Origin of the sequence: Phormidium sp. FACHB-1136 (genome assembly GCF_014697375.1) — a bacterium.
Lineage (GTDB): Bacteria > Cyanobacteriota > Cyanobacteriia > Phormidesmidales > Phormidesmidaceae > Nodosilinea.
Genome location: NZ_JACJRS010000027.1, coordinates 42277 through 59747 on the forward strand (window position 1 = coordinate 42277; position 17471 = coordinate 59747).

The following is a 17471-nucleotide window of genomic DNA, read 5'->3' on the forward strand; positions in this document are numbered from 1 at the left end:
AATCCATGGGATCCGGTATGCCCAATAGTGCCCAGCCCAGGACTAGCGCCCCGAAGCTCAACGACCCATCGCCGATGTGGCCGTGAATCGTTCACACTGGAATGGTTCACACTGTTAGTACTGATCACATCGTCTCGATCACGTTGTCCCGATCAGGGTTTATCCCGTTCAGGCGTAGTGACTTTGCGGCGTGATCCGGCGTCTTCTTCCCTGGCTTTGGTGTTATGACCCTCTTTACCCTGCGCTCCGTTCACAAAGACTTTGGCATCAAGGAAATCCTGCGCGATGCCAGCTTTAGCCTGGATGAGGGCGACAAGGTAGGGCTAATTGGCACCAACGGATCCGGCAAATCGACCCTGCTAAAAATGATTGCGGGTCTAGAACCCTTTGATAGCGGCGATTTTTGGGTCAACCCTGGGGCCAAGGTGGTCTATCTCCCCCAACAGCCCGACTTTGACGCCAGCCACACGGTTTTAGAGCAAGTGTTTGCCGATGCCGGGGAATCCATGGCGCTGATCCGCGAGTATGAAGACCTCTCGCACCACCTAGCCCAGGGCACGGGAGACACGGATCGACTAATGGCCCAGATCTCAGTGGTGACCGAGAAAATTACCGCCGCCGATGGCTGGGATTTGGAAACCAGCGCTAAGGCCATCCTCAGCAAGCTCGGCATTGAGGACTTTGACGCCAAGGTGGGCGATCTCTCCGGTGGCTATCGTAAGCGGGTGGCCATTGCAGCGGCCCTCCTGTCCGACCCCGACGCCCTGCTGATGGACGAACCCACCAACCATTTGGATGCCGAATCTGTGGAGTGGCTACAAAGTTATCTCAGCGGATTTCGGGGGGCGCTGTTGTTGATTACCCACGACCGCTACTTTTTGGATCAAGTCACCAACCGTATCCTCGAAATTGACCGGGGTGACCTCTACAGCTATGCCGGAAACTATGCCTACTACCTAGAGAAAAAAGCCCTGTCTGAAGCCTCAGAGGTCAGTTCCCAAAAGAAACATGCCGGGGTATTGCGGCGAGAATTGGAATGGCTAAAACGTGGCCCCAAGGCTCGCAGCACTAAGCAAAAGGCCCGTATTGACCGCATTGGCGATATGCAAAATCGCGAGTTCAAACAAGCCCTTGGCAAAGTCGATATTTCTACCGCTGGTCGCCGCATTGGCAAAAAGGTGATCGAACTGGAAAACGTGGCCAAGGGCTATGAAGGAGGTACCCTATTTAAGGATTTTACCTATGCCTTTGCACCCGATGATCGTATTGGCATTATTGGCCCTAATGGCGTGGGCAAATCAACCCTGATGAATGTGATCACCGGACGCCTAGACCCCGACAGTGGCACCGTGGAGATGGGCACTACGATCCATGTGGGCTACTTCGATCAGCATTCCGAAGATCTCTTCAAAAACCCTGAACAACGGGTGATTGAATACCTCAAGGAAACCGCCGAACTGGTGACCACCGCCGACGGCAGTACCATCACAGCCTCCCAAATGCTGGAGCGCTTTTTGTTCACCCCAAATCAACAATACGCCCCCCTAGATAAGTTATCCGGCGGCGAACGACGGCGGCTCTTCCTGCTGCAAGTGCTGATGTCGGCCCCCAATTTACTCATTCTAGACGAACCCACCAATGACCTAGATGTGCAAACCCTCGGCGTATTAGAGGAATACCTCGAAGAGTTCAACGGCTGTGTGATTGTGGTTTCCCACGACCGCTATTTTCTCGACCGCACCGTGAACACTATTTTTTCCTTCGAGGGCCACGGTATTCTGAGACAATACCCCGGCAACTATTCCCTCTATTTAGATTACAAAAAAGCGGAACAAGAACGGGAAGCAGAACAGCAACGCAACGCCACTAAATCCGTTAGCCTACCTACCAAGGCCGTCACTGCTACGCAGGAAAAAGCGACCCATGAGCCGAAAGGGAAAAAATTATCCTACAAAGAAAAACGCGAGTACGAGCAACTAGAAACCCAAATTCCAGAACTCGAAGCCGAGAAAGAAGCCATTGAAAAGCGCCTCTACGGCGATGCTCCCAGCGACTACGAAGCAGTCACCCGCCTCTCGGAACAGCTCGCGGCCCTCTCCGCTAAAATTGATGCCGCCACGGAACGCTGGATGGATTTAGCCGAACGTCTAGAGTAGCCATCGGGCGGCTATTTTTCCCTGGTCTTGAGGTATTCAAAAACGGATTTATCGCCAATGTCGGGGACGAGGGGTTGGGCCAACTTGCGCAGGGCAAATATCCCAAACAGGATTGCCCAGAGGATCAACAAGCCCTGTTCGACGACCACGGGCAGCAGGCCAAACAGGTGACCGAGCAGCAGCAACGGTACCAGGGGCATCAGCAGTTTGGTTTCTAGGCGATTGAAGCAAAAGGCTTCTTTGATGTACAACCCGGTTAGGGCAGCGAAGGTGAAACCAATACCCCAGAGGGTTTGGGGTTGGGTAACCACGGTTTCTGCCAGGGGGCCGTCGATGCCGTGGGCCAGGGCCAGGGAGGCCAGCCCACCCACCAGCCAAAACCCCTGGAGGAGTCGGTGTAGGGGCACCAGGTAGATATGAACTGTGGCTAAACTTACCCCTAGCCCCAGCCAAAACAGGGTGTAGCACAGGCTAATGGCCTGGACGAGGCTAGGTTTTTCAGGGAAACCCAGACCTAGCATCACCCCCAGGGCCAGCGCGAGGGCCGCCGCCACCAGTCCGCCGCGATAGAGTTGGACGCCTAGCCGATCCTGATCGGTAATGGTGTAGTCGCCGAACTGCCCCTGGTAGACCACGGGGGCGTCAGAAACAGCGGCATTGACGGCATTAGACATGGAGAAACCTCACAGGCGGGATCACGGTCTGGCGGGTGTGGTTGGGTGCGGAATGGCGTATTTAAACCTATCTTAAAAACGGACATTCCCTAGCGGCTGAGGGAGAGTTGGGTGGGGAGTGTAACCGTGAAGCACGTTCTTTGGTCATCGCTGAGGACGGCAATTTCGCCACCGAGGTAACGGCAGAGCTTTTGCACCAGGGCTAACCCTAGGCCCGTACCGCCCTGTTTCCAAGGATCGGCACTGGGCACGCGGTAGAACTTGTCAAAAATACGGCTGCGTTCCTCCGCTGGAATGGTGACGCCCGTATTGGTAAGGACAAACTGTACCTGGCTGAGTTGGGCTCCGGCCAAGGGTTCTACCCTAAGGGTGATGTGTTCGCCGGGGGGGGTATATTTGCAGGCATTGTTCAGTAGTTCAGCCAAAATCCGCTCTAGGCTGGCCATGTCCGTATGCACCACGGGTAGACTGGGTGCCGTGCTGACTTGGAGGGTCTGATCGCGGCTTTTGGCACGGGTGATGAAGCTGTCGATCCAGCCCGATAGCCAGGTTTTCAGCACAATGGGCTCGGTTTGGACGGGATGATTGCCCACGTCGAGGCGCTGTAGGTCGAGTAGGTCATTGATCAGGCTAATCTCCCGCTCGCACTCCTCTTTCAGAATGTGGTAGTAGCGGGCGATGGGGTTTTGGGCCGCCTTGGGTTTGTCCAGTTCTGCGGATAAATTGCATTCCTGATTGAGGCTGGCCCCTAGCAGTTTCAGGGCCACCCGCATACTAGTTACGGGGGTGCGTAGCTCGTGGGACACGGTGCTGAGAAAGTCATCCTTGAGGGTGTTGAGCCGTTCTAATTCGGCCACCTGGGACTGGGCCGCTTCGTACAGTCGGGCCTGACGAATGGCAATGGCGCACTGGTTAGCCACCTGTTGCACTAGCCGAATTTCAATGTCGCTAAAGCCGTAGTCGCGCCCATTAATCAACCACAGATCCCCCAACACGCCCCGGTCATCCAGGACGGGACAGGCGAGCATCGCCACATAGCCCCGGTCGGGGTTGGGTTCCATGGAGCAAAACTGAAAATATTGACCATTGAGCAACTGGTCGTAGACCTCCGGGAAGGCTTCCATCTGGGCCACACGGCCCTGGTAGGCGGGGATAGAGCTGTTGTAGCTGTTGTATTCGTAATAAATCGTCGAAGTTCGCTGCTCTAGGTCATAGAGGGCGGTATTGGATCCCTTGGCCCCCAGGGCTTCGGTCAGTTCCTCCACCGCCGACAGCATAATCTGGTTCACATCCAAACTGTCGCGCACCCGGTCGGTGATCCGCTTGAGAGTGGCTTCAAAATCCAGGGCGGTTTGCAGTTGCTCGGTGCGTTGGGCTACCTGCTGTTCTAGGTCGGTGTTGAGCTGCTGCACCTGGCGATACAAACGAGCCTGCTTGATGGCACTGCCCACCTGGGTGGCCACCTCTCGCAGGGTTGACATTTCCCAACTTGGCCAGGAACGAGAGGCGCTGCGATGGAGAGCGCACACCAGCCCGCATAGCCTCTCCCCCTGAAAGATGGGCAACACTAACCCCGCCTGCACTTGGGCCTGGGTGAGCTGTTCTCGGTAGATCTTAGGGAGGGGAGCCGTGCGAATGTCGGTAATGACCTGGATATCCCCCCCGCAGGACACCAGATGATCCTTGAGTTCATTCAGTTCATTCAGTTCATTCAGTTCATTCAGCGCATTCAGATCCTTTCCATTTTTAGAGCTAGGGCTGGCAACATCTAAAAAACGCCCTAGGGCAGCGGACCCAGCGGCAGACCCAGCAACTACACCCGGATAGTCAGGATCGAAGCTATAGAACAGAACCCAATCCACCTTGAGGAAATGGCGCACTTCGCTGACGGTAGTTTGCAGGAGTTCTTCGGGATTGATGACCTGTAGGCGATGCTGGGCAATCGCCCCCAATAATCGCTCCCGTTCCGACTGCCGTTGCAGGGTTTGTTCTACCTGCTGCTGAGCGGTAATATCTTGCAACGTCACCATCAACAGCGACACATCCTCCAGCACCACCACCGGGGCGATATCCACAATTAAGGTGCGGTGGCTCTCCGTCGAGGTGGGCAACTGCACCTGGATGGACTGCCGTTGCCCCAGGGCCATAGCCTGCTGTTCCGCTCGCCGAAACACCTCCGCTACCGCTGGGGGAAAAATATCTGCCTCCGACTTACCCAACAAATCGGCAGCGGCATAGCCCAGCAGATCGCCATAGACCTGGTTTAGAAAGCACCAGCGATGTTGCTGATCCTTGACCCCTAGGGGAGCTGCCACCGCGTTAAACAGAAGATCGACTCCATCCTGAAACAACCGCCCCTGGCGATTTTGACAAGATTCTGAATCACGATTTGAGCGCAAGGGTGCCGCCGGAGGCGTGGGGTTGGGCATGGTCATAGCATTCGGATCGCGGCGTTCTTGTGAGCCGCTATGGGTTGAAGGGGGTGGCTTGTCCTGCTATTTTAGGTGATTTCTCTGAGATCCCCTACTTAGAAGCGAATCCCCCACCAGACTCCTTTCTTTCCAGCCTGAAACTCTGGATCATGGATCTGACGGCTACCCCCATTGGCCCCATCCTTCCATCTAGCTGGTTGTCAGGGAATACCGACCCAACCCTAATCCGCCCAATTAGCACTTGTTGAGGTTGAGGCCCACTCCCTTCGCCATGGCGTCGATACCCTTGGTTTCGAGGGTTTTGATGGCCTTAGTGGAAAGACGCAGCTTCACCCAGCGATTCCCTTGGGGCCACCACACCCGCTTCTCTTGCAGGTTGGCCTCTTGCGTACGCTTTGTACGACGGTGGGAGTGGGAGATGGCGAAGGCGTTGTTTGCCTTTTTCCCGGTTAGCTGACACTTACGACCCATGGGTATTCTCCGGCAACTATCAAACGGCACAATAACACAGTCTACTATCATAGCAGGCTGGGCCGAGAAACTAGGCGTTGGGCGAAGGATACAGGACACCCCAAGACACCGTACCCATCCGGCTAATCCCCCGGCAGGCTTTGGCCCATCCTAAGACTGGGGGGATTCTGGTGGAGAAGATTTACAAATTTCAAAGGAAATGGAATCGGCCTTCGCCTTGGGTTTCGCCTTGGGTTTCGCACGGGGCTGGGTTCGGGCAGGCTTGGGCTGGGTGACCTGGGCTTGGGTGGCCTGGGCTTGGGTGGCCTGGGCTTGGGTCGCCACAGAAGCGGGGGCTGATGTCGGCAGGGGCGGGGGAATTGAGGCTGGATGGTTTGACAGCAACTTCCCTGGGGGCGTTGGGGGGGATGGGCTAGATCCTAGCCCTAGGGCAGCGGCGTTGGAGAGCACGGCCAGCCCAAGGCCAGCCAGCACGGTGAGGGGATGCCAAGCACTCGTAGGGGCAAAACTCGGTAGCCAATTGGGCCAGCTACTTAAGCCCTGAAGTCCCTCGGCGGCGGCGAAGATGAGCACGAAACAGAGGAGCCAAAGTTTCATGGCAGGATTGGCATTCAATGGGGGACGATCTGGGGCGCGAACCATGGGCCATGTCTGCATGGCGATCTACCCAAACGGGTGTTCTACTACGAGCCGCTTTGATTATGCCACCACTCGCCTAATATGGTGGACTGGATTGAGGCTCCAGGATGATCCATCGACTCAGGTTCTCCATCGCCCCAGGATTCTCGGTTGGAGGATGGCGATGGGGCCAACTCATGGAACTATTGAAGGAGGCTGTGTGAAGGATGCCGTGGGTTAGCGTGGAGTCATGACCGTATCACGAACTGTTTGCCTCGGTTTTCTGGTGTTTATCACCATCGGTACGGTCCTGTTGCTGCTCCCCTGGGCCAACGCCAGCGGCCAATGGGGCAATCCCCTGGTAGCACTATTCACCGCGACCTCTGCTGTGTGCGTTACGGGGCTAATTGTGGTGGATACGGGCACCTACTTTTCACCCCTGGGGCAGGGCATTATTTTGGCGCTGATCCAAATCGGTGGATTGGGCTATATGACCGCCAACAGCTTTCTGATGCTGCTGCTAGGGCGACGGCTGAAGCTGAAGGATCGGGTGGCCATCCAGCAATCGATGGATCACAACGAACTGGCAGGGGGCAGTTCCCTGATTGTGTCCATCATTGCGATGACCATGATCATTGAGCTAACGGGCATGTTTGTGCTCTATCCCACCTTCCAGCGAGATTTTGGGGTTGGATTGGGCCTCTGGCTGTCGATTTTTCATAGCATCAGCGCCTTTAACAATGCGGGCTTCAGCCTCTTTGCCGACAGTGTCGTGGGCTATGCCCTAAATCCCTGGGTCAACTTCGCCATCACAGGTCTGGTCATTTTGGGCGGCATTGGCTACCAGGTGATTATGGAACTGTTTCTGTGGGCGCGGCAGCAAGTCCAGGGCGACAGGCGGCGCACGAACTTTTCCCTGAACTTCAAAGTTGCGATCAGTACCACCCTGGCGCTGCTAGTGGTGGGCACCGTGGCCTTCTTTATCATCGAGTTCAACAACGCTGCTACTCTGGGCAACTATGCCCCCCATCACAAGCTGCTGATGGCCTGGTTTCAGTCGGTGATTGCCCGCACCGCTGGCTTTAATAGTATTGACATTGGGGCCATGGGGGAGGCTTCTCTGTTCATCATGATTGCCCTGATGTTTGTGGGGGCCAGTCCGGGCAGCACGGGGGGCGGCATTAAAACCACCACCCTACGCATTTTGCTAGCCTGCACCCGCATGGTGCTTCAGGGCAAGGAAGACGTGCTCAGCTATCGGCGGCAAATTCCCCCCAGCCGTGTGCTCAAGGCCATTGCCGTGGTGATGGGGTCGGGGTTGTTGGTGCTGTCGGCCACCACCCTCGTGTCGATTAGCAACCCCACCATTAGCTTTATTGACGTGCTGTTTGAATCGGTTTCGGCCTTTGCCACCGTGGGCCTTAGCACGGGTATCACGGCGGACCTATCCGATGTGGGAAAATACGTCATCATTATCACGATGTACCTCGGTCGGTTGGGCATCCTGTTGTTTATGGCGGCCCTGCTGGGCGATCCCAAACCCACTGCCATTCAGTACCCCGAAGAGGATCTGCTGATTGGTTAACCCCTTGCCCTCACCCACTCGGTAACCTAGCCTAGCCCCAGGCATCGCCGCTGCGTTGCATACCCTATCACCTGTTTTGGTTCTGTCCCTATCGATGACGGTTTCCCCCTCCCTGCGTCCCACCCTCAAAACCGAACTGCTCGACCGAATTCGCCACCTCGATCTAGCGGAGGCGCTGCTGCCCTCTAGCCACCCCGATATTGATCACCTGATCCACTCCCTAGAGGCGGTCAACCCCATTACCCAACCCCTCCAGCCCGACCATTGGCCCATTCTGCTGGGCACCTGGGATTTGATCTACGCCTCCGAGGGCACCGTGGTCACTCGCCGCATCCCAGCCCCCTGGCCCGTGGGCATTCGGCGGGTCTGGCAACGGCTCACCCAATCGGCCCAGGCCAGCGCCCCCATCGCCGCTGAGAATGGCGCGGTGGTCAGCCTGCCGCTACTAGGCGAACTGACCGCCATTGCTCAGGGAGGCTGGCAACCCTACGAAGAGGCGGAGAGCGCCAGGGTAAGCTTTGGGGCCTTTAGTCTGCAACCCACAAGGCTACTGGGAATTACGGGGCTACATTTACCCCAAATCACCCTGCCCATTTTTGAGGCGTTGCGTCGCGAGGCACTGTGGATTACCTCCTACCTTGACGACGATCTGCGCATTGGCCGAGGCGTGACGGGCAATCTATTTGTATTTCAGCGCACCCCCGCCCAAGCCCCGGCCTGGGCCAGCAAGGGGGCCTAAGGCAGGACCCATACCCAGTCCAACTTGGAAAACCCTGTTTTCTAACCCAACAAACCGTAGGGACAAGGTTTGCTCGCTCGATCATTCCGGGGAGAAACAAGCCGGGTTGAGCCTAAATTCGCCATGGCAGCGCATACCCCCAAGCCCTAAGCCGTGCGGGTACTACGCTTGCCCTGGGTAGCGGGGATGGTATTTTTGCTGCGCAGGGTGACGTTGACACCATCGTTCGACTGTTCCACCACCAGCAGCGGGGTAGGCTTAGCCTTTTGATCCCAGTGCATATAGGCAAGGCGACCCTGGATGGTGGGTTGCCAGTGGCAATCGTCCGACTGAGGACTCATGAAGTTTTCGATGCAGGCAATCAACTGCTCGATGGTGGTGGAGGTGGCCTGGGTGGGCAGCTTGGCCAGTTTAATTTGAATACGGAATAGCACCCGTTTGCGGGCAGCGGGGTTATCGCTGAGGTTGTACTCTACATCGAAAATCTCGTCCACAATGCGGGTTTTAGCGGCTACTCCCACCAAACCCACTTCGGCCTGTTGGGGCCGTAGCGCCACGGTGATTTTCTGCTTCACCTTCACCTTCAACTGGTTCACAATGGCCGAGTGGAAACCATCTTCCTCCATCCGCATCCGCAGATAGTCGAGGTTGCACTCGCGGGAGTGTACCAAGTCGGGGTTGCGCTCCATGCGGGTGATGGTCTCCAGGGCCATCTTCACCTTTTTCTGTAACTCCTGATTTTTGTAGGTCTGGAATTTTAGTTGTTTGACCAACTGCTTGGTTTTAAGGTGAGACACCACACCCAGGGCCACTAGCAAAACCCCCAAACCACCCGTGGCTAACATCCACGGGTTTTCGAGGATCGGCGGAGTTTCGCTAGGGGCAGGAGCCTGAGCAACCGATGTGTAGAGAGAAACTGAGGAGGTAGTCATCGCCAATTCGCCGCGAAGGGTTTTCTCGGAATTACTTCTAGGGTGCCCTGCTTTCCCCAAAAGCCATCTATGTCCTCAACATTTAGTCGCAATTTAGCCGTAGCTAGGGGGAGGCTTCACAGAAGCGTCACATCCCGCCTTGGGGGGACTAGCGATCAAGGAGAGGGAAGGAGAGGGCGGCCTATGACCCTGCTCAAAGGCAAAGCGCACCAGTTGAGAACGGTTGTCCAATTTGAGTTTGGTCAACATATTGCTGAGATGGGTTTGCACCGTGCGGGGGCTGATGAATAGGTGATCGCCAATTTGCTTATTGGTAAAGCCCTGCACGACCTCCCAAAACACCTTGGTCTCGGCGGGGGTGAGGGGCAGCGAGCGGGGGACAGCCTGATCGGCGGAACCGGGAGGATCGGAACTAGAGGACTCGGAACTGGGAGGTAGCGCCTGCTGAGAGAACACTCCCCGCAACCGTTCGGATCGGGCAATGGCCCCCTGCACCTTGGCGATCAATTCCTTGGCATGAAAGGGTTTGGCCAGATAATCATCGGCCCCAATCCGATGCCCCTGCACCCGATCATTCACCTCCCCCAAACTGGAAAGAAAAATAAACGGCACCATTTGTCCGGCGGTGGTAGACCGCAACCGCTGGCAAAATTCCAGCCCATCCATTCCCGGCATCATGATGTCTGAGACGACCACATCCACCGTTTGAGTGGCGAACAAATCCAACGCCGCGAGGGCTGAGGTCGCCTGAAGCACCTGATAATCCTGGGCTTGGAGGCGTCGAGATAGAGCCACCTGTAAAATCGGGTCGTCATCGACAAGGAGAACAGTTTTCATGGTGAGACACCCTTGAATAAGGCTAGATGAGTTGGGTTGGGGCGCACAGCGGTGCACCCATACGGGGTGGGGGGCTGAGGTGGGGGCTCACGACGGTGCGTCCGCGCATGGAAGCAGGCATCATTGACCGTCAGGATCTAGATTGCCCAACCCGCGCCATAACTCATCACCCATCACCCATCAATCCCGCCACAGTCTGAAAAATGTCTTAAGCCCGGTCAAATCGTTGTCAAACCATCGGTTTTGAGGCAAAAAGCAGATTAGACTGTGGTTTGTCTTGTCGTATTCTGGGCAAATTGCGATGTACGAACGGCTTACACCCCCCTCCGTGGGCGAGCGCATTACCTTCAAAGACGGCGAACCCGTGGTGCCAGATAACCCCATCATTCCCTACATTCGCGGCGACGGCACGGGGGTAGACATTTGGCCAGCCGCCCAGCGAGTCTTTGATGCGGCGGTGGCGGCGGCCTACGGCGGTCAACGCAAAATCGAGTGGTTCAAGGTCTACGCGGGCGACGAAGCCTGCGAACAGTACGGCACCTACCAATACCTGCCCGAAGACACCCTCAAGGCCATTCAGGAATACGGCGTCGCCATCAAAGGGCCGTTGACGACTCCCGTGGGCGGCGGCATTCGCTCACTAAACGTAGCCCTGCGGCAGATCAACGACCTCTACGCCTGCGTGCGCCCCTGCAAATACTACGCCGGTACCCCCTCTCCCCACCGCAGCCCCGAAAAGCTGGATGTGATCATCTATCGAGAGAACACCGAAGATATCTACCTCGGCATCGAGTGGAAACAGGGCGACCCCACCTGTGATCGGCTGATCAAAATCCTCAACGAAGACCTCATCCCCAGCACCCCGGAGCACGGCAAAAAGCAAATTCCCCTCGATTCCGGCATTGGCATCAAACCCATCAGCAAAACCGGAAGCCAGCGTCTCGTCCGCCGCGCCATGAAACACGCCCTGCGTCTGCCCAAGGACAAACAGCAAGTGACGCTGGTGCACAAGGGCAACATCATGAAGTACACCGAAGGGGCCTTCCGCGACTGGGGCTATGAACTGGCCACCACGGAGTTTCGGGCTGAATGCGTCACCGAGCGGGAATCCTGGGTGCTGGGCAACAAGGAAGCCAACCCCGACCTCTCCACCGAAGACAACGCCCGCCAAATTGAACCGGGCTACGATGCCCTCACCCCCGAAAAGAAAGCGGCCATCTGCGCCGAAGTGGAGGGCATCCTCGCCGCCATTTGGGATACCCACGGCAACGGCCAATGGAAGGACAAGGTGATGGTCAACGACCGCATCGCCGACAGCATCTTCCAACAAATCCAAACCCGCCCGGATGAATACTCCATCCTCGCCACCATGAACCTGAATGGCGATTATTTGTCGGATGCGGCGGCGGCCATTGTTGGCGGCTTGGGCATGGGGCCAGGGGCCAACATCGGCGACACCTGCGCCATCTTTGAAGCCACCCACGGCACGGCCCCCAAACACGCCGGACTCGACCGCATCAACCCCGGTTCCGTCATCCTCTCTGGGGTGATGATGCTGGAATACATGGGCTGGCAAGGAGCCGCCGACCTGATCAAAAAAGGGATGGGGGCGGCGATTGCATCCCGCGAAGTCACCTACGACCTCGCCCGCATGATGGAACCCCCGGTGAAACCGCCCCTGAAGTGCTCCGAGTTTGCCGAAGCCATCGTCAACCACTTTGATGATTAGGTAAATCAAGCTAAGACACAACGCTTCTTATTGCCTGTGATGCATTTGGGTAAACTTTTGTGCATCACAGGATTTATTTTTTATAAAAACTTAGTCAAAGATCATGGCATCCTCCTGAAAGATTGGGCATCCTAAAAGAGTGAACTGTCAACTTTAGCCATGTCTTTTCTATTACTTCTGCTAACGCTAGGGGCAACAACCGTAGCTGCTATTCTCTATCAAAAACTTCAATCGCTTCAAAATGAAAGGCGCATTGAACAACAAAAAGCTAAAGAATCTATTGATCAGCTCCAAGCTTTCAAAGAAAAATATGGTGACATTATATCGAAAGCCCAAGCTGTACAGAAGCTAGACAATCAGATTGTAATCACTAGAGATCGACTAAAGGAAATACAACAGCAGGCCAATCTCAAAGAACAAGAGATTAATCATAGAATTGATGTTTTAAGCAAGAAGCTAGAAGAGCTCGAAGAGAAAGACTTTATTGAAGAATTTGGTTTTTACGAATCGAAATATAATTTCGGTAGTGCATCGGAATACAAAGGAAGACTAGATGAAATACGCAGCCAGCAGAAGAAATGCTTAAAAAACAAGAAGGCTGCCATTTGCAACACAGAATGGACGGTTTCTGGAAGTAAGAAGCAGGGCCAAAAGATGGTCGAGGGTTTCTTGAGATTAGTTTTACGTGCTTTTAACGGTGAGTGTGATGCAGCTATAGGAAAAGTGAAGTTTAATAACGTTCAGACTATGGAGAATCGCATCTCTAAAGCCTATGAAACGTTGAACAAGCTTTCTGAGACCACCCACTGCGAAATCACAGAGTACTATTTACAGTTAAAACTAGACGAGCTTTATCTAGTTCATGAGTATCAGGAGAAAAGACAGCAAGAGCAAGAGGAACAACGCATAATTCGAGAGCAAATGCGTGAAGAGGAGAAAGCTGCAAAAGAAATCGAAAAAGCAAGAATAGAAGCAGAGAAAGAAGAAAAACGATATCAAGAAGCCTTAGAACAAGCTCGTAGAGAGGCTGAAAATGCCAGGGGTTCTGCTCAAGAAAAGTTGTTGGCAAAAATCCAAGAGCTTCAGAAAAGAGTTGACGAGGCTGAAGCTAATCGTCAGAGGGCTATTTCTCAAGCTCAACTTACAAAGAGTGGTTATGTTTATATCATCTCAAATATCGGTTCTTTCGGAGAAGATATCTATAAGATTGGCATGACAAGAAGGTTAAACCCAGAAGACAGAATTTCTGAACTCAGCAATGCATCTGTCCCATTTCCTTTTGATATACACGCCATGATTTCATGCAGTAATGCCCCAGAGCTTGAGTCAAGGCTCCATAAAATCTTTGATGACAGGCGGATCAATAGCGTTAACTCTCGAAAAGAATTTTTCAAAGTATCGCTGGAGGAAATTGTTGCTGCCGTTCAAGAAATTGATAAAGAATCTTCGGTTTGTACGTCAGAGGTTCGGATCACTAAAGTTGCTGAAGCAGCAGAATATCGTAAATCTTTGGCAAAACTCAGAGCGAATGAGTAATCGATTGAAAGTCTGAGATATTGCGGGTCAGAAGCGTTGCCTGACGTGAAATTGCAATCGCTGCAATTTTGAGATCCATGGTGCCGAGGCGAGGATAGGCTTTACGCAGCCGTTCATAAATTTGGGCGGCACTGGCGTCGAAGGGCACAAGGGTAATCAAGGTGTAGTCCAAGGCAAGTTGGTGCAGCCAGTAATAGGCAGAAACTTGCTCTTCAACGGTTTTTGCGCCAGCCACAACCCGAAGCCGTCCTCTAAGCTGTTCTTCGTAGGTGATGATGGTGACGGCTACTTCAGCCTCTTCAATGGCAGCAAGTTTTTGTAAAATGCGTTGCCCTGCTTGGTTCTTGCGCTGAATGAAGCTGAGGTGGTCGGTATCGAGGATATACATGATGGCAGCAAGCGACCTAATCGGCGGTCTTGCGCCAGTCTTGGCCAAAGTTCATCGCGGCATCGAAGGTCGGATCGTCTTCAAAGCTACCCGCAACCTTTGTCCACCAGGGGGTGGGTTTCGGCAGAAGGGCAGATAATACCTGTTTAAGCTGCGTTAGTTCTGTTTCTAAGGCCGCAACTCGTGCTTCGAGGGGCTGAGAGCGCTCTTCGAGTTGTTGGGAGATCATGGCAGCAGGCAATGTAGAGACTTGCGCCTATTATAGCGACCACGGGCTTTTGCTTTGGCTAAACAAGCGTCCGTCACCAAATCCTGTGATTAGATGACTCATGATTGTGCTCGATCCCCACATCTGGGTTGGCTGAGTACAACAGGATGCCACCTTATCCAGGATCACCACCATTAGCTTCATCCACGGTAGGTGGGCACTGCCCACCACTGGAAGAAGGTACAATCACCCCAATGTAACCGACTGAACTTGCCTGACTTCAAGGAAGATGGGGCCAACGATGAAGCTGCCCAACGGAGCATCAGCAATTATTCCCATGGACAAACTGGTAGGCTATTGCCTTAACCCAAACCACTCATCGGGTAAGCATAAAGCCCGAGTTTTTGCCGCAGCCCTAGGCATCAAGGCTGACAATGCAGAGGACTTGCGGCAATTGATTGCTCAAGCCGCTGTGGAAGGAGAGGTTGTGCAGCAAGGCTCTACCGCATTCGGTCAACTGTACAAGGTCGATTGGGTCATAATTGATCGTGGCTCCGTTGTCCTACGAACCTTGTGGGAAGTTCGTACAGACCAGTCTGCCCCTCGTTTGGTTTCAGCGTTTATTAAATAAAAGCTATGAATTCTATAACAACTCTAGATACAGTTGCCAATTTAAAGCCGATCACGAGTGATCGGCTCACGCTGATTGAAGCTGAGTTTGATGCAATTCAGCAGCTTCCCACGGGGCAGGTGGGTACTGTATTGGAGATCTACGAGGGAGAGGATCTTTGCTACTTAGTTGAGTTCGCAGATTTGGATGGTCGCGAATATGCGATGGCGGTGTTGATGCCGGACGAAGTGCTGCCACTGCATTATGATCTGCCGCTGGCGAGTTGATGCTAAGAAATGTCTAGGGAAGAAAACCCTCGCTTTATCTAACGACCATAACCACGGTAGGGTGGGCACTGCCCACCACAGGAAGAATGCACAACCGCCTCAATGCAAATGGCTGAACATGCCTGGTTTTAGGAAAGATTGAGCCAACTGGGATAGCTTAAATTTAATGGTGGCCAATGCCCACTCTACTGTAGCTCAGCAAACCGAGAAAGACTGTATTGGCTTGAATTTTGCTGAAATTGCGATAGGTTATACGAAACGACCCCTAGCAGAATAGTTGAAATCCATTGCAAACCTTGTTTGTTGATGAGAGAGAAAAGCAAATCCGAGTCAACTATTTTGCTACCCTCTAAATTATTTCCATTATCACTTAAGTTATGAAAAAATCTGTTTCTAACAGTTATCAAAAATCCACCCATATCGCAATATTTTATACTAAGGCACCTGGGTTCATTAGTATTTTCAGAAATGATTCCCTGATCACATATGTCCCTTAAACTTCTATAGAAAAGACTCTGAATATCCTCATTTTCTACGTTAATTTCAAGGTCAATAGATGTCTCGCTGATAGGATCTTCCCGATACAATTCCTGAACAAATGTTTTAAAGAAGCCGAGTTCCCCTTTGTCCTTATTCCCAGACATCAGACTTTTCAGAAATGAGTAGCTGTTTTTGAAATCACTTGTTTTGGAAATATATATGAGAGGAAAGCAATATGAAATTTTTTCTAAGAGCCTATATAAATAAATAAACGCAGCTGTATGCGAACCTGATTTCTCGTGAATGAAATAATGAGATATTTCAAAAAGAATCTCTTTATAGAAATTCCTATTTTGAAATCTGACAGACTCTATATAAACTGCTAAGTCACTACCTGAGATATTTTCCCCAATAAGCTTAGAGAACTTTGTTCCCCAGTTCTTAGGATAATTTTTAAAATCTGAAACAAAATAATTTTTCCTTTGCTTAATGACTCTTTCCCTTGGAGAGTGAATTAGATCTATAGATCCACTCAAGAGCCGTAAAATTACTAGAATTTCGGCATCTCTTTCTCCATTTATTCTAAGAGATTCCGGAAGTCTTGCTAATTGAGTACCTTCAAAAATATCACGGTACCTAAATGGTTGAATTGTTGTCATTTTGCTGGACGCAATATAATATTAAAATTCACAGTAGATTAAGCAGTCATGTTTATAAAATACTCAATTAGTTCTTCTTCATCCTTATTAGAAAGATCTTCATATTTATCTATAAACTCTCTAGACAATTCTCTTCTGTATTTTCCAAGATTTACCTTGGAAGCATTGATTGCAGAAAAACCCTGTTCAAATAAATTTAAGGATTCTGCAACTTGATCCAGTGGCAAGCTTTGAATATACCTCAAGGAATTCCTGATTCCGACAGAGAATCCAATTAAGTTATTGTTGACCTTCAGCCATTTTTTAATGGTTTTGTTTTCACAAAGATCATCTATCAGCTTTAAAACATCATTGAACTCTATCGAGCTACCTTTAATATCTGTGTCTAAAATTCTTCCGACAAGGATCTGATCCATTTTTTCATCTACAATTTTAGTATTGTCATTGTGAACATTGTGAGTCAAAAAAGCTAAATATGCTTTTGATATATCTCCCAGATTAAAAGCGCCACGAACAATCTTCTCAGATCTTTCTTTCTCTGATTGAACATCAATATTCAAATCATCAAAATCGAATAACTCTTGCGTTAAAATCTCAATTTGATGCCTTGGTGTCATAGGTCTCTGTCCATTGTTCAGCGTAATCATTCTGTAGAGAAGCTTGTCCTGAGACGGTGCAATAATCACACTAAAATATAATGGCCGACTTCCATCAAAAGAGTCTTCATTCTTTGCAGAGTTCAAGGTATTTAGCCTTTGAATACCATCAAGAATGTATCCCTTTCTCAGATTTGAATTGATGAATTCGCCTAAATGCTGTGCATTTTTGAATTGAGTGCCATTTTTATCAACAAAGGCTATGGTTAATGGTGGCATTAAGCAGCCTTTGAGAATATCTCTTTTTAGTCTCTGGTAAAACTTCTGCTCTTGAATTTTTCTCTGGGCATAAAATCTGTTAATCAAAGGATAAAGATATTGAAGCGCAGTTGAATAGCTTGTTTTCCCGTTCCCAACAAAGCTATCACAACACTCCGGACAGATTTAGGAGGCTGTGATCCCAGTCTATGCGGCGATAACCCCGTAGTTCAGGAGGGTCTGGTAGTTGGGATGGGATTGAATCAAAGTTGGCTC

The 17471-nt window shown here is 52.0% G+C and carries 17 protein-coding genes; 7 read left to right on the forward strand and 10 right to left on the reverse strand.

Annotated elements, in window-relative coordinates; all coding sequences use genetic code 11:
* Positions 1 to 224 precede the first annotated feature (224 nt).
* Positions 225 to 2156, forward strand: coding sequence for an ABC-F family ATP-binding cassette domain-containing protein (locus H6G62_RS10435; RefSeq protein WP_190494784.1), 1932 nt, complete (start codon positions 225 to 227; stop codon positions 2154 to 2156).
* A gap of 11 nt (positions 2157 to 2167) precedes the next feature.
* Here the strand turns inward: H6G62_RS10435 and H6G62_RS10440 are convergent, their stop codons facing one another.
* From H6G62_RS10440 to H6G62_RS10455, 4 genes are all read right to left on the reverse strand, one after another.
* Positions 2168 to 2830 (reverse strand): DUF2301 domain-containing membrane protein, encoded by a 663-nt coding sequence (locus tag H6G62_RS10440; RefSeq protein WP_190494786.1) that lies wholly within the window; start codon positions 2828 to 2830, stop codon positions 2168 to 2170.
* An 89-nt stretch (positions 2831 to 2919) separates the two neighbouring features.
* The gene (locus H6G62_RS10445; protein ID WP_190494788.1) at positions 2920 to 5259 is read right to left on the reverse strand and encodes a GAF domain-containing protein; all 2340 of its coding nucleotides are present in this window, start codon (positions 5257 to 5259) and stop codon (positions 2920 to 2922) included.
* 237 nt (positions 5260 to 5496) lie between these two features.
* Complete coding sequence (gene rpmB / locus H6G62_RS10450; RefSeq protein WP_190494790.1) at positions 5497 to 5733, reverse strand: 50S ribosomal protein L28; 237 nt, start codon at positions 5731 to 5733, stop codon at positions 5497 to 5499.
* 150 nt (positions 5734 to 5883) lie between these two features.
* Positions 5884 to 6330: a hypothetical protein gene (locus tag H6G62_RS10455; protein ID WP_190494792.1), complete on the reverse strand. Its 447-nt coding sequence runs from the start codon at positions 6328 to 6330 to the stop codon at positions 5884 to 5886.
* A 271-nt stretch (positions 6331 to 6601) separates the two neighbouring features.
* Here H6G62_RS10455 and H6G62_RS10460 point away from each other — a divergent pair, with 271 nt between their 5' ends.
* Both H6G62_RS10460 and H6G62_RS10465 read left to right on the forward strand, forming a co-directional pair.
* Positions 6602 to 7936 carry a TrkH family potassium uptake protein gene (locus H6G62_RS10460; RefSeq protein WP_190494794.1) on the forward strand — a complete coding sequence of 445 codons (1335 nt, stop codon included), beginning with the start codon at positions 6602 to 6604 and terminating at the stop codon, positions 7934 to 7936.
* Between the two features lie 94 nt (positions 7937 to 8030).
* A complete protein-coding gene (locus H6G62_RS10465; RefSeq protein WP_190494796.1) occupies positions 8031 to 8675 on the forward strand; it encodes a PAP/fibrillin family protein in 645 nt (214 codons plus the stop codon).
* 146 nt (positions 8676 to 8821) lie between these two features.
* Here H6G62_RS10465 and H6G62_RS10470 read toward each other — a convergent pair whose 3' ends face one another.
* Both H6G62_RS10470 and H6G62_RS10475 read right to left on the reverse strand, forming a co-directional pair.
* Positions 8822 to 9607, reverse strand: a complete 786-nt coding sequence (locus H6G62_RS10470; protein ID WP_199324892.1) for a hypothetical protein — start codon at positions 9605 to 9607, stop codon at positions 8822 to 8824.
* A 93-nt stretch (positions 9608 to 9700) separates the two neighbouring features.
* The gene (locus H6G62_RS10475; protein ID WP_190494798.1) at positions 9701 to 10444 is read right to left on the reverse strand and encodes a response regulator transcription factor; all 744 of its coding nucleotides are present in this window, start codon (positions 10442 to 10444) and stop codon (positions 9701 to 9703) included.
* Positions 10445 to 10745: 301 nt separating this feature from the next.
* Between H6G62_RS10475 and H6G62_RS10480 the strand changes: the two genes are divergently transcribed.
* Positions 10746 to 12173: an NADP-dependent isocitrate dehydrogenase gene (locus H6G62_RS10480; protein ID WP_190494800.1), complete on the forward strand. Its 1428-nt coding sequence runs from the start codon at positions 10746 to 10748 to the stop codon at positions 12171 to 12173.
* 159 nt (positions 12174 to 12332) lie between these two features.
* Positions 12333 to 13709, forward strand: coding sequence for a DUF4041 domain-containing protein (locus H6G62_RS10485; RefSeq protein ID WP_190494802.1), 1377 nt, complete (start codon positions 12333 to 12335; stop codon positions 13707 to 13709).
* On the opposite strand, the gene H6G62_RS10490 is transcribed toward H6G62_RS10485, so the two are convergent.
* Both H6G62_RS10490 and H6G62_RS10495 read right to left on the reverse strand, forming a co-directional pair.
* The gene (locus tag H6G62_RS10490; protein WP_190494804.1) at positions 13693 to 14097 is read right to left on the reverse strand and encodes a type II toxin-antitoxin system VapC family toxin; all 405 of its coding nucleotides are present in this window, start codon (positions 14095 to 14097) and stop codon (positions 13693 to 13695) included. The genes H6G62_RS10485 and H6G62_RS10490 overlap by 17 nt on opposite strands.
* A 16-nt stretch (positions 14098 to 14113) precedes the next feature.
* The gene (locus tag H6G62_RS10495; RefSeq protein ID WP_190494805.1) at positions 14114 to 14326 is read right to left on the reverse strand and encodes a hypothetical protein; all 213 of its coding nucleotides are present in this window, start codon (positions 14324 to 14326) and stop codon (positions 14114 to 14116) included.
* 280 nt (positions 14327 to 14606) lie between these two features.
* Between H6G62_RS10495 and H6G62_RS10500 the strand changes: the two genes are divergently transcribed.
* Positions 14607 to 14936: a DUF6883 domain-containing protein gene (locus tag H6G62_RS10500; RefSeq protein WP_190494808.1), complete on the forward strand. Its 330-nt coding sequence runs from the start codon at positions 14607 to 14609 to the stop codon at positions 14934 to 14936.
* A gap of 5 nt (positions 14937 to 14941) precedes the next feature.
* Complete coding sequence (locus H6G62_RS10505; RefSeq protein WP_190494810.1) at positions 14942 to 15202, forward strand: DUF4926 domain-containing protein; 261 nt, start codon at positions 14942 to 14944, stop codon at positions 15200 to 15202.
* A 185-nt stretch (positions 15203 to 15387) separates the two neighbouring features.
* Here H6G62_RS10505 and H6G62_RS10510 read toward each other — a convergent pair whose 3' ends face one another.
* Positions 15388 to 16341: a hypothetical protein gene (locus H6G62_RS10510; RefSeq protein WP_190494812.1), complete on the reverse strand. Its 954-nt coding sequence runs from the start codon at positions 16339 to 16341 to the stop codon at positions 15388 to 15390.
* A gap of 38 nt (positions 16342 to 16379) precedes the next feature.
* On the reverse strand, positions 16380 to 17216 hold the full coding sequence (locus H6G62_RS10515) for a hypothetical protein (protein ID WP_190494813.1): 837 nt from the start codon (positions 17214 to 17216) through the stop codon (positions 16380 to 16382).
* Between the last annotated feature and the right edge of the window lie 255 nt (positions 17217 to 17471).

Excerpts from the sequence above, each read along its gene's own strand:
- H6G62_RS10435 (WP_190494784.1), top strand. The coding sequence starts at position 225 with ATGACCCTCTTTACCCTGCGCTCCGTTCACAAAGACTTTGGCATCAAG.
- H6G62_RS10440 (WP_190494786.1), bottom strand. The coding sequence starts at position 2,830 with ATGTCTAATGCCGTCAATGCCGCTGTTTCTGACGCCCCCGTGGTCTAC.
- H6G62_RS10445 (WP_190494788.1), bottom strand. The coding sequence starts at position 5,259 with ATGCCCAACCCCACGCCTCCGGCGGCACCCTTGCGCTCAAATCGTGAT.
- rpmB (WP_190494790.1), bottom strand. The coding sequence starts at position 5,733 with ATGGGTCGTAAGTGTCAGCTAACCGGGAAAAAGGCAAACAACGCCTTC.
- H6G62_RS10455 (WP_190494792.1), bottom strand. The coding sequence starts at position 6,330 with ATGAAACTTTGGCTCCTCTGTTTCGTGCTCATCTTCGCCGCCGCCGAG.
- H6G62_RS10460 (WP_190494794.1), top strand. The coding sequence starts at position 6,602 with ATGACCGTATCACGAACTGTTTGCCTCGGTTTTCTGGTGTTTATCACC.
- H6G62_RS10465 (WP_190494796.1), top strand. The coding sequence starts at position 8,031 with ATGACGGTTTCCCCCTCCCTGCGTCCCACCCTCAAAACCGAACTGCTC.
- H6G62_RS10470 (WP_199324892.1), bottom strand. The coding sequence starts at position 9,607 with ATGACTACCTCCTCAGTTTCTCTCTACACATCGGTTGCTCAGGCTCCT.
- H6G62_RS10475 (WP_190494798.1), bottom strand. The coding sequence starts at position 10,444 with ATGAAAACTGTTCTCCTTGTCGATGACGACCCGATTTTACAGGTGGCT.
- H6G62_RS10480 (WP_190494800.1), top strand. The coding sequence starts at position 10,746 with ATGTACGAACGGCTTACACCCCCCTCCGTGGGCGAGCGCATTACCTTC.
- H6G62_RS10485 (WP_190494802.1), top strand. The coding sequence starts at position 12,333 with ATGTCTTTTCTATTACTTCTGCTAACGCTAGGGGCAACAACCGTAGCT.
- H6G62_RS10490 (WP_190494804.1), bottom strand. The coding sequence starts at position 14,097 with ATGTATATCCTCGATACCGACCACCTCAGCTTCATTCAGCGCAAGAAC.
- H6G62_RS10495 (WP_190494805.1), bottom strand. The coding sequence starts at position 14,326 with ATGATCTCCCAACAACTCGAAGAGCGCTCTCAGCCCCTCGAAGCACGA.
- H6G62_RS10500 (WP_190494808.1), top strand. The coding sequence starts at position 14,607 with ATGAAGCTGCCCAACGGAGCATCAGCAATTATTCCCATGGACAAACTG.
- H6G62_RS10505 (WP_190494810.1), top strand. The coding sequence starts at position 14,942 with ATGAATTCTATAACAACTCTAGATACAGTTGCCAATTTAAAGCCGATC.
- H6G62_RS10510 (WP_190494812.1), bottom strand. The coding sequence starts at position 16,341 with ATGACAACAATTCAACCATTTAGGTACCGTGATATTTTTGAAGGTACT.
- H6G62_RS10515 (WP_190494813.1), bottom strand. The coding sequence starts at position 17,216 with ATGCCACCATTAACCATAGCCTTTGTTGATAAAAATGGCACTCAATTC.